This is a genomic window from Brevundimonas sp. (assembly GCF_036677305.1).
In the GTDB taxonomy this organism is placed as follows: domain Bacteria; phylum Pseudomonadota; class Alphaproteobacteria; order Caulobacterales; family Caulobacteraceae; genus Brevundimonas.
Map to the genome: position 1 here is coordinate 1 of NZ_JAKFEB010000100.1, position 9,847 is coordinate 9,847.

At 69.0% G+C, this 9,847-nt stretch carries 11 protein-coding genes; 6 read left to right on the forward strand and 5 right to left on the reverse strand.

Translation table 11 applies throughout. From position 1 onward, the window contains the following. The 3 genes from V6M42_RS06000 to V6M42_RS06010 form a co-directional block, all read left to right on the forward strand. Positions 1-206 (forward strand): hypothetical protein (locus V6M42_RS06000; RefSeq protein WP_332677823.1); only part of this gene is annotated, 206 nt, incomplete at its 5' end. Then, positions 203-1,204, forward strand: coding sequence for a DNA topoisomerase IB (locus V6M42_RS06005; protein WP_332677825.1), 1,002 nt, complete (start codon positions 203-205; stop codon positions 1,202-1,204). The genes V6M42_RS06000 and V6M42_RS06005, both read left to right, overlap by 4 nt. A 65-nt stretch (positions 1,205-1,269) precedes the next feature. Further along, positions 1,270-1,668, forward strand: a complete 399-nt coding sequence (locus V6M42_RS06010) for a hypothetical protein (RefSeq protein ID WP_332677827.1) — start codon at positions 1,270-1,272, stop codon at positions 1,666-1,668. On the opposite strand, the gene V6M42_RS06015 is transcribed toward V6M42_RS06010, so the two are convergent. The 5 genes from V6M42_RS06015 to ispH all read right to left on the reverse strand — a co-directional run bounded on the left by V6M42_RS06015 (position 1,665) and on the right by ispH (position 6,391). After that, positions 1,665-2,114 (reverse strand): opioid growth factor receptor-related protein, encoded by a 450-nt coding sequence (locus V6M42_RS06015; protein ID WP_332677829.1) that lies wholly within the window; start codon positions 2,112-2,114, stop codon positions 1,665-1,667. The two genes, V6M42_RS06010 and V6M42_RS06015, sit on opposite strands and share 4 nt — an antisense overlap. 10 nt (positions 2,115-2,124) lie before the next feature. Beyond that, complete coding sequence (tdh, locus tag V6M42_RS06020) at positions 2,125-3,177, reverse strand: L-threonine 3-dehydrogenase (RefSeq protein WP_332677831.1); 1,053 nt, start codon at positions 3,175-3,177, stop codon at positions 2,125-2,127. Beyond that, positions 3,177-4,367, reverse strand: a complete 1,191-nt coding sequence (locus V6M42_RS06025; RefSeq protein WP_332677833.1) for a glycine C-acetyltransferase — start codon at positions 4,365-4,367, stop codon at positions 3,177-3,179. Before V6M42_RS06025 ends, tdh begins: the two co-directional genes overlap by 1 nt. A gap of 55 nt (positions 4,368-4,422) precedes the next feature. Next, on the reverse strand, positions 4,423-5,340 hold the full coding sequence (locus V6M42_RS06030) for a DUF4232 domain-containing protein (protein ID WP_332677835.1): 918 nt from the start codon (positions 5,338-5,340) through the stop codon (positions 4,423-4,425). A gap of 79 nt (positions 5,341-5,419) precedes the next feature. Next, a complete protein-coding gene (gene ispH, locus V6M42_RS06035) occupies positions 5,420-6,391 on the reverse strand; it encodes a 4-hydroxy-3-methylbut-2-enyl diphosphate reductase (protein WP_332677838.1) in 972 nt (323 codons plus the stop codon). A 163-nt stretch (positions 6,392-6,554) separates the two neighbouring features. Between ispH and V6M42_RS06040 the strand changes: the two genes are divergently transcribed. From V6M42_RS06040 to V6M42_RS06050, 3 genes are all read left to right on the forward strand, one after another. After that, positions 6,555-7,259, forward strand: coding sequence for a Tat pathway signal sequence domain protein (locus V6M42_RS06040; RefSeq protein WP_332658013.1), 705 nt, complete (start codon positions 6,555-6,557; stop codon positions 7,257-7,259). Then, a complete protein-coding gene (gene argS / locus V6M42_RS06045; protein WP_332658014.1) occupies positions 7,260-9,062 on the forward strand; it encodes an arginine--tRNA ligase in 1,803 nt (600 codons plus the stop codon). Positions 9,063-9,095: 33 nt separating this feature from the next. After that, on the forward strand, positions 9,096-9,847 hold a 752-nt coding region (locus V6M42_RS06050), incomplete at its 3' end, for an adenosine deaminase (RefSeq protein WP_332677840.1).

The window sequence follows — 9,847 nt, forward strand, 5'->3', positions numbered from 1 at the left end:
TGATGGAGCGCGGGCTGGTCAGCGACCGGGACATCAAGTCGATGTACAGCTATTTCGCCCGCCACGCCGTGGACAAGCGCGCCCGCCGCTGGGGCGACGCGGACAAGCCCTCGACGGGCTATATCGCCTGGATGCTGTGGGGCGGGGACGACGCCCGCGACTGGATCAATGGTCTCCGCCAGATCCTGCGCGAGGTCGGGGTGTGACTGTCGCCGATCCGACCGAGGTCCCGCGCGGCCTGACCTACTGCAGCGACGAGCATCCGGGCATCCGGCGCACCGCCTCGGGCAAGGGTTTCAGCTACCACGACGCCGGCGGGACCCTGATCAGGGACGAAGCGGTGCTTGCGCGCCTCCGGGCGCTGGCCATTCCCCCGGCCTGGACGGAGGTCTGGATCTGCCCCCGGGCCTCGGGTCACATCCAGGCGACAGGCCGGGACGCCAGGGGCCGGAAACAGTACCGGTATCACGACGGCTGGAGCAGCCACGCCGCCGAGACCAAGTTCGAGCGTCTGCCCGCCTTCGCCCGCGCGCTGCCCCGGCTGCGCAAGCGGGTCGAGGCCGATCTGAACAAGCGGGGCGTGTCGCGGGACAAGGTCCTGGCCACGGCCGTGCGCCTGCTGGAGATCACCCTGATCCGGGTCGGCAACGCCCAGTATGCGAAGCAGAACCGTTCCTACGGCCTGACGACGCTGAACAAGCGGCACCTCGACGTCGACGGGACCGCCCTGACCTTCGCCTTCAAGGGCAAGAGCGGGGTCGAGCATGAGGTGAAGGTCAGGGACCGTCGCCTCGCGACCGTGGTCCGCTCCCTGCGCGAGTTGCCGGGCCAGCAGCTGTTCAAATACCGGGACGCCGAAGGCCGGTTGAGCGTCCTGACCTCTGACGATGTGAACGCCTATATCCGCGAGGCCATGGGCGATCAGTTCTCGGCCAAGGATTTCCGCACCTGGGCCGGGACGGTCTCGGCCGCCCGCGCCCTGCGCGACATGGACCCGCCGGCCACTCCGACCGAGGCGAAGCGCAGGATCACCGTCTGCGTGAAAGCGGTCGCCGGCCTGCTGGGCAATACGCCGACGGTGTGCCGGTCTTCCTACGTGCATCCGAAGGTGTTCGAACTTTTCGAGAGCGGCGAACTGGCCGCCGCCCTGCCCGGGGCGGACACCGCGGGATTCGAGAAGGCCCTGATCAGGACATTGACCTGACGACGTTGTAACTAGGATTCGGGGAAAACGGCGGTTTACGAAATCGCCCTTTGTCGGAGGGATCCATGTCCAACACGTTTCTGCGTCTCAGCGTCCTGTTCGTCGTGCTCGGCGTTTCGCTCGGCTACTGGATGGGGGCGACGCACAATTTCATCGTTTCGCCGGTCCATGCGCACATCAACCTGCTCGGCTGGGTTTCGATGTTCCTGTACGGCCTCTTCTATCGCGTCTTTCCGGACGCCGCCGCCGGCTGGCTGCCGAAGGTCCATCTGGCGCTGGCCGTGATCGGCCTGCCGGTCATGATGATCGGCCTGACCATCCAGCTGCTGGCCATCGCCAGCCTGATGCCGGTCGTGCCGATCCTGATGATCGTGGGCCCGACCCTGGTCTTGCTGGGCATGGTCGCCTTCGCCGTGATCGTGTTCCGGGCGACCGGCGGCAAGCCGGCGGCGGCGGCCGCCTAGGCCGTCGTCCAGTATCCGCGGCTGCGGGCGCTGACCGGCGCCCGCGTCGCCTCGACCCGCGACAGGATGGCGGCGAGGAAGGCGTCAGCCTGTTCGTCGCCGACCAGCAGCCGCAGCGAGCGGATGATCCGCGTGATCCGCAGATGGTTGTGGTCGTTGGGCATCAGCCAGTCGTGGGTGTCGCGATAGAAGGCATGCAGGCGGTCCGTCGCCGCGGCGAGGGCGCACTGGGCCATGCCCGACTCCCGGATCGCCTCGACCTCGGCGTCCGTCAGGACCGGCGCGTCCGGAACGGCGCGCGACGGCTCCCGCAGCGGGAACAGCCACTGGATGAAGTCGTGGTTCCGCTCCAGCGCGGCGTTGTCCATGGCCAGAACGTCAAACAGGGTCCGGCCGCTCGCGTCCGGACCCTCGCCTTCCAGAAAGGCCCTTATCGCACCGGACATGGGCTGGGCCTCAGGCCGCCTTGTCCCAGTTCAGAACCACCTTGCCGGACTGGCCCGAACGCATGGCCTCGAAGCCCTCCTCGAAGCGCTCGTAGCTCATCTGATGGGTGATCAGCGGGGTCAGGTCGAGGCCGGCCTTGAGCAGGCCCAGCATCTTGCGCCAGGTGGTGAACATCTCGCGCCCGTAAACGCCCTTGATGGTCAGAGCCTTGAGGATGATGGCGCCCCAGTCGGTCTCCATCGGCTTCGAGGGAATGCCCAGCATGGCCATGCCGCCGCCCATGATCAGGGTGTCGACGCACTGTTTGAAGGCGATGGGCGAGCCCGACATCTCCAGCGCCACGTCGAAGCCGACCTTCAGGCCCAGTTCGTGCATGACGTCGCGCAGGTCTTCCTTCGTCGTGTTCACGGTGCGAACGCCCGGCGCGACCTTCTGCGCCAGCTCAAGGCGGAAGTCGTTGATGTCGGTCAGGACCACGGTGCGGGCGCCGGCGTGGCGCGCAACGGCGGCGGCCATCATGCCGATGGGGCCCGCGCCGGTGACCAGCACGTCCTCGCCCAGCAGGTCGAACTGCTGCGCCGTATGCACGGCGTTGCCGAACGGATCGAGAATCGAGCCGATCTCATAGGGCACGTCGTCCGGCAACTCGATCACATTGAAGGCCGGGGCGACGACGAACTCGGCGAAGGCGCCCTGACGGTTCACGCCGATGCCGCGGGTGTCGGGGTCGAGGTGGAAGTGGCCGGCGCGGGCCGCTTCCGAGTTCAGGTCGATGACGTGGCCCTCGGCCGAAACGCGCTGGCCGATCTTCAGGCGGCGATCCACGTCCTTGCCGATGGCGACGATCTCGCCGGCGAACTCGTGGCCCGTGATCATCGGCACGGGGACATTCTTCTGGGACCACTCGTCCCAGTTCCAGATGTGGATGTCGGTGCCGCAGACGGCCGTGCGCTTGACGCGGATCAGCACATCCTCGTCACCCGCGACGGGGATCGGCGCGTCGATCAGCTCAAGGCCAATGCCCGGCCTGGTCTTGGCCAGGGCCTTCATGGTGTCCGCCATCAGATAACTCCCAATTCGCGTCCGGCCGTCGTGAACGCCGCGACCGTTTGATCAATCTGTTCGAAGGTGTGCGCCGCCGACATCTGGGTGCGGATGCGCGCCTGTCCCCGGGGCACGACCGGGAAGCTGAAGCCGATGACATAGACGCCCAGCTCGAGCGCCCGGGCGGCGAAGTCCTGGGCCAGTTTGGCGTCGCCCAGCATCACCGGAATGATGGGGTGCTCGCCCGGCAGCAGGTCGAAGCCCGCCCCGGTCATGGCGGCGCGATAGCGGGCCGCGTTGGCGAACAGCTGTTTGCGCAGGGCGTCTCCCTCGTCGCCGCCGGCGATGCGGATCGCTTCCATGCTGGAGCCGCAGACCGCCGGAGCCAGGGCGTTGGAGAAGAGATAGGGCCGGGCGCGCTGCTTGAGCAGGGAGACGATCTCCGCCTTCGCGCAGATGAACCCGCCCATGGCCCCGCCCAGCGCCTTGCCGAAGGTTCCGGTGACGAAATCGACCTCGACGCCGTGATGGGCGTAGGAGCCGCGACCCATCGGACCGAGGAAGCCGGTGGCGTGGCAGTCGTCGACCATGATCAGGGCGTCGTACTTGTCCGCCAGCGCCCGGATGTCCTTCAGCTTCGCGATATAGCCGTCCATCGAGAAGGCGCCGTCGGTGGCGATGATGATCTCGCGCGCGCCGTCGGCCCGGGCCTGCTTCAGCTGGGTCTCGAGATCGTTCATGTCGGAGGTCGCGAAGCGGTAGCGCTTCGCCTTGCACAGCCGCACGCCGTCGATGATCGAGGCGTGGTTGAGGCTGTCGGAGATGATGGCGTCCTCGGCACCGAACAGGGGTTCGAAGACGCCGCCGTTGGCGTCGAAGGCGGCCGCGAACAGGATCGCATCCTCGAAACCGAGATAGTCGGCGATCGACCGCTCCAGCTCCTTGTGGATTTCCAGGGTGCCGCAGATGAAGCGGACGGAGGCCGTGCCGGCGCCCCACTGTTCCTGGGCCCTGATTCCCGCTTGCGCCACGCGCTCGTCGCCGGCGAGGCCGAGGTAGTTGTTGGCGCAGAAGTTGAGCACATCGCGCCCGCCGACCCTGATCACCGGGCCCTGACGGGAGGCGATGATCCGCTCGGGCTTGGTCAGCCCCTGGGCGTCGATGTCGGCGAGTTCCGCGCGCACGCGGTCGTAGAAGGTCGCTGTCATGGGCGCTCCGCTACGCCGTTTTTCCCGCCGTTTGAACCCCCGCCGAACGCGCGGCTCACGCTGCGGGCGTCGGGGCCGGTTCAGCGACGGCCCGGAACGGGCTGATCTGAATTCGCCCGCCGCAGGGGGTGAAGGCCTGGGCCAGGGTCGCGGGCGAGGTGTCGCCGGGCGCGGTCGCCCGGATGCGGACTGCGCTCGGGCAGGCGGTTTCGCCCTTGGCCTCGTTCGGCACCACCGTCCAGGCCACGTCGAAGAACGCCTTGCCCTGCGGCTGGAGAGTCACCGGCGCGGGAGACTGGCCCGAACGCAGATAGCTGCCGGGGTTCTGTTCCGAGCGAACGGTCGTCAGATTGCGGCCGCGGGCGTCCTGAAGCGTCACGGTCGGATAGCCGGTCAGGCTGCAGGCCTGGGCGCCGACGTTCTGGACGCCGACGATGGCGACCCGGTGCCCCATGCCCGCGTCTCCGCCGTCTGCCGACAGCTTCAGCTGCGGTCCCTTGCAGGGAACGGCTGCGGGCGGCAACGGTCCGCCGGCCACGGTTTCGGACGTCGGAACCGGTCCGGGCGCGACGGAGCCCGACGACGGACGGCTGCAGCGTTCCAGCACGGCGACGCCGACATCCTGATTGGGGCCGAGGCGGCTGAGAGTCCCGCTTTCCCGGCCGTCCGCGGTGACGGTCTGCCACTCCATGCCCGAGCCGGTGAAGCGCGCGCCGGAGGCGGCCTGGACCGTGCGCAGAACATAGGTCTGGCCCTTCCAGGTCAGTTGAGCCGTGGAGGCGTCGGGATAGCCGACGGCGACCGACTGGCCGCTCTCGCAGGCATAGCTGACAGGCGTTCCCACAGGCGCGGCCGGCGCCGGAACCGGCTCAACGGGGGCGGCGGGCGGGGCCTCGGCTTCCTGGGTGCAGCCGGCGGCGGCGATCAGGGCCAGGGTCGAGACGATCGTGCAGGCATTGCGAAGACGGCGCATGGAAGCTCCACGGTTGGGTCCGGGTTAACGCCAGCCAAGGCCAAAGGCTCCGCTTGCGCAAGAGCGCCGGCGGGCCCGATCAAGCCGTGAGCAGGCGCGGCAGCTTGAAGGCGACGGTCTCGCGTTCTCCGTCGTCCTCGATCACCGTGGCGTCGAACCGGACCCGGACGGCCTCGATCAGCTCCTCGATCAGTCGCTCCGGCGCCGAGGCCCCGGCGGTGACGCCCAGGGTCGACACGCCGTCCAGCCAGGACCAGTCGACCTTGTCGGCGTCGTCGACCAGCCGCGCGTCGCGGGCCCCTGCGCGCAGGGCGACCTCGACCAGCCGCACGGAGTTGGACGAGTTGGCGGATCCGACCACCAGCACCAGGTCGCAGCCCGCGCCCAGCCGCTTGACCGCCTCCTGGCGGTTGGTCGTGGCGTAGCAGATGTCTTCCTTGTGCGGATCGGGCAATTCGGGGAAGCGGCGCTTCAGGACCGACAGGATCTCGCTGGTGTCGTCGACCGACAGGGTCGTCTGGGTCGCATAGGCGAGCGGCGCGTCGCCGGGGCGCTGGAAGGTTTCCGCGTCGGCGACCGTCTCGACCAGGCTGATGGCGTCCGGCGGCAGCTGGCCCATGGTGCCGACGACCTCGGGGTGGCCGGCGTGGCCGATGAGGATGATGTGGCGGCCGGCGGCGTGGTGGCGTTCGGCCTCGACGTGGACCTTGGAGACCAGGGGGCAGGTGGCGTCGAGGTAGAGCATGTCCCGCGCCCGCGCGGTGGCCGGGACCGACTTGGGCACGCCATGCGCCGAAAAGACCACCGGCCGGTCGTCCGGACAGTCGTCCAGTTCCTTGACGAAGACGGCGCCCATGGCCTTGAGCCGCTCGACCACGTGGCGGTTGTGGACGATCTCGTGCCGCACATAGACCGGCGCGCCGTACTTGCCGATGGCCCGTTCGACGATCTGGATGGCCCGGTCGACGCCCGCGCAGAAGCCGCGCGGCGTGGCCAGACGCACGGTCAGGGGGCGCTTGTCGGCCGGGTGAATGGGCGCGTGGACGGTCATGGCCGGAACCTAGTCGTTCGAGGCCCTCGCCGCCACCTGCATCACGGTCGGGGTTTCCGCGCGCGCGGGTTTGCCGCGCCTCGGTTTAGCCGCTATCAGCGGCGAGCGTGCCGCCCGGGCGTCGGGCTGTCGCCGCACCTCCTCGTTTCCGGAAGACCACTGCATGCGTCGCGTCCTCAAGGTTTCCCTGGCCTCGGCCCTCGCTGCCGCCGCGATCACGGTCGCCGTGCCGACGGCCGCCAACGCCCAGTATTCGACCGGCCAGCAAGGCCGGCCGGGCCAGACCACCCGTCCCGGTCAGGACCAGGCGCAAGCGGGCGAGCAGGAAGACAAGCCGCGGCCGGCGCGTATCGCGCCGCTGCGCGAGCGGGCCGCCGCCGGCCCCTGCCCGTATGTGAAGATCCTGTACGACGCGGCCCGCTACGTCGAACTGACCGGGGACCGGGTCGCCGCGGCAAACGTCGGCTACACGGGCGAGATCGAGGGCCTGGTCTCTGACTGCGGCTACATGAATGACGACCCCATCACGGTCGAGATGCGCATCCTGTTCAACCTGGGCCGTGGGCCGCAGGCCCAGGGCGACGGCCGCACCTATCGCTACTGGATCGCCGTGACCGAGCGGAACCGGGCCATTCTGGCCAAGGAATATTTCGATCTCCCGGTCGACTTCGACGGCGGCCAGACCGCCACCATGACCCAGGATCAGACCGTCGTGATCCCGCGCGCCACCGCCACGACCAGCGGCGACCATTTCGAGATCCTGGTCGGCTTCGACGTCACGCCGGAGATGGCCGAGTTCAACCGCTCCGGCAGCCGGTTCCGCGTCAATGCCGGAACCGCGCCGACCACCCCTCCCCCGGCCCAGTAAATGACCGACCTCAGAACTGTCCTGGGCGAAGCGGTCGGGGCCGCCTTCGCCGCCGAAGGCGTGGAGCCCTCGCTGGCCCGCGTAACCACCTCCGACCGCCCTGACCTGGCCGATTTCCAGTCGAACGGGGCCCTCGCGGCCGCCAAGGCGCTGAAGGCCAATCCGCGCGAACTGGCGACCCGGGTCGCCGACCGGCTGGCCGGCGACGCACGCCTGTCCTCGGTCGAGGTCGCGGGGCCGGGCTTCATCAATCTGAAGCTGGCCGACACAGCCCTGTCGGCGCGGGCCGCCGAGGTCGCCGCCGACGCCGATCATTCCGGGGCCTCGACGGTCGCCGCGCCGCGCAAGGTGGTCATCGATTTCGCCGGACCGAACGTGGCCAAGCCGATGCACGTCGGCCACCTGCGCTCGTCCATTATCGGCGAGAGCCTGAAGCGGCTGTTCCGCTTCCGCGGCGACACCGTCTGGGGCGACGCCCATTTCGGCGACTGGGGCTTCCAGATGGGGCTGCTGATCGTCGCGGTGGGCGACGAGGGCAGGGCCGACGGCTTCCTGGCCGAGGGCGACGGTCCCTTCCCGGCCGAAAGCCCGGTGACGCTGGAGGATCTGGAGCGCCTCTATCCCGCCGCCGCAGCCATGGCCAAGGAGGATGCGGGCTTCCGCGACCGCGCCCGCAAGGCGACCGCCGAGCTTCAGGGCGGACGCCCGGGCTACCGCGCGCTCTGGGCCCATTTCGTCGCCGTCAGCCGCACGGCGCTGGAACGCGAATTCGGCGCCCTGGGCGTGACCTTCGACCTGTGGAACGGCGAGAGCGACGCCGATCCGGTCATGGCCGAGATGATCGCCCACCTGGAAAAGACCGGCCTGCTGGTCGAGGACGACGGCGCCCGGGTGGTCCACGTCGCCCGGCCCGGCGAGACCCGGAAGAAGAAGCTGGCGGACGGCTCGGTCATCGAGGCCCCCAGCCCCCCGCCCCTGCTGGTCATCAGCTCGGAAGGCTCGGCCATGTACGGCACGACCGACCTCGCCACGATCCTGGACCGGCGGAAGGCGATCGACCCGGACCTGATCCTGTACGTCGTCGACGAGCGGCAGGCCGAGCATTTCGAACAGGTGTTCCGGGCGGCCTATCTGGCAGGCTACGCCGCCGAGGGATCGCTGGACCACCTCGGCTTCGGCACCATGAACGGCCCGGACGGCAAGCCCTTCAAGACCCGCGCGGGCGGCGTCCTGAAGCTGCACGACCTGATCACCATGGCGGTGGAGAAGGCGCGCGACCGCCTGCACGAGGCGCATCTGGGCGAGGACCTGAGCGAGGCCGAGTTCGAGGCCATCGCCCACAAGGTGGCGGTGGCCGCCCTGAAGTTCGCCGACCTGTCGAACAGCCGGACCACAAGCTACGTCTTCGACCTCGACCGCTTCATGAGCTTCGAGGGCAAGACCGGACCCTATCTGCTGTACCAGGCGGTGCGCATCAAATCCCTGCTGCGCAAGGGCGCGGACCAGGGCGCTGCGCCCGGCCCGATCGTCATCGCCGAACCGGCCGAACGCGATCTGGCCCTGACGCTGGACGCCTTCTCGCAGGCCGTGGCCGAGGCCTACGACAAGCGGATGCCGCACGTCGTGGCCGAACACGCCTACCGGCTGGCGCAGAGCTTCTCGAAATTCTACGCCGCCTGCCCGGTGCTGATCGCGCCGGACGAGGCGACGCGGGGTTCGCGGCTGGCGCTGTCGAAGGCGGCGCTGGACCAGCTGGAGACGGCCCTTCGTCTGCTGGGAATCGACACGCCGGACCGGATGTAGGTTAGACTGGAGGCCTGTTTCCGGGAGCCGCCCATGTCGCTCGACGCCTATATCGCCGGCCTGCCCAAGGCCGAACTGCACCTCCACATCGAGGGCAGCCTCGAACCCGAGCAGATGTTCGAGTTCGCGCAGAGAAACCGTGTCTCCATTCCGTTCGACAGCGTCGAGGCCGTCCGCGCGGCCTATGATTTTTCGAACCTGCAGGACTTCCTCGACATCTATTACGCCGGGGCCGAGGTGCTGCGGACCGAGCAGGACTTCCACGACCTGGCCCTGGCCTATTTCCGCCGGGCCGCCGCCGACAATGTCCGGCATGCGGAAATCTTCTTCGACCCCCAGACCCATACCGACCGCGGCCTGCCGTTCAGCGTCGCGGCCGACGGCCTGCTGGCGGGCATGAAGACCGCCGAGGCCGAGCTGGGCGTCAGCTCGAAACTGATCCTGTGCTTCCTGCGCCATCTCGACGAGGCCGCCGCCATCGACACGCTCCACGCGGCGGAGCCCTGGCTGGACCGGATCGCGGGCGTCGGCCTCGATTCCTCGGAGGTCGGCCATCCGCCCTCGAAATTCCGGCACGTGTTCGAGCGCGCCGGCCAGATGGGGCTGAAGCGCGTCGCCCACGCCGGCGAGGAAGGCCCGCCCGCCTATGTCTGGGAGGCGCTGGACGTGTTGCGCATCGACCGGATGGACCACGGCAACCGGTCGATGGAGGACCCGCGGCTGATCGAGCGGCTGGCCGACGAGCGGATGACGCTGACGGTCTGCCCCCTGTCGAACCTCAAGCT

Excerpts from the sequence above, each read along its gene's own strand:
- argS (WP_332658014.1), top strand. The coding sequence starts at position 7,260 with ATGACCGACCTCAGAACTGTCCTGGGCGAAGCGGTCGGGGCCGCCTTC.
- ispH (WP_332677838.1), bottom strand. The coding sequence starts at position 6,391 with ATGACCGTCCACGCGCCCATTCACCCGGCCGACAAGCGCCCCCTGACC.
- V6M42_RS06010 (WP_332677827.1), top strand. The coding sequence starts at position 1,270 with ATGTCCAACACGTTTCTGCGTCTCAGCGTCCTGTTCGTCGTGCTCGGC.
- V6M42_RS06015 (WP_332677829.1), bottom strand. The coding sequence starts at position 2,114 with ATGTCCGGTGCGATAAGGGCCTTTCTGGAAGGCGAGGGTCCGGACGCG.
- tdh (WP_332677831.1), bottom strand. The coding sequence starts at position 3,177 with ATGGCGGACACCATGAAGGCCCTGGCCAAGACCAGGCCGGGCATTGGC.
- V6M42_RS06030 (WP_332677835.1), bottom strand. The coding sequence starts at position 5,340 with ATGCGCCGTCTTCGCAATGCCTGCACGATCGTCTCGACCCTGGCCCTG.
- V6M42_RS06025 (WP_332677833.1), bottom strand. The coding sequence starts at position 4,367 with ATGACAGCGACCTTCTACGACCGCGTGCGCGCGGAACTCGCCGACATC.
- V6M42_RS06040 (WP_332658013.1), top strand. The coding sequence starts at position 6,555 with ATGCGTCGCGTCCTCAAGGTTTCCCTGGCCTCGGCCCTCGCTGCCGCC.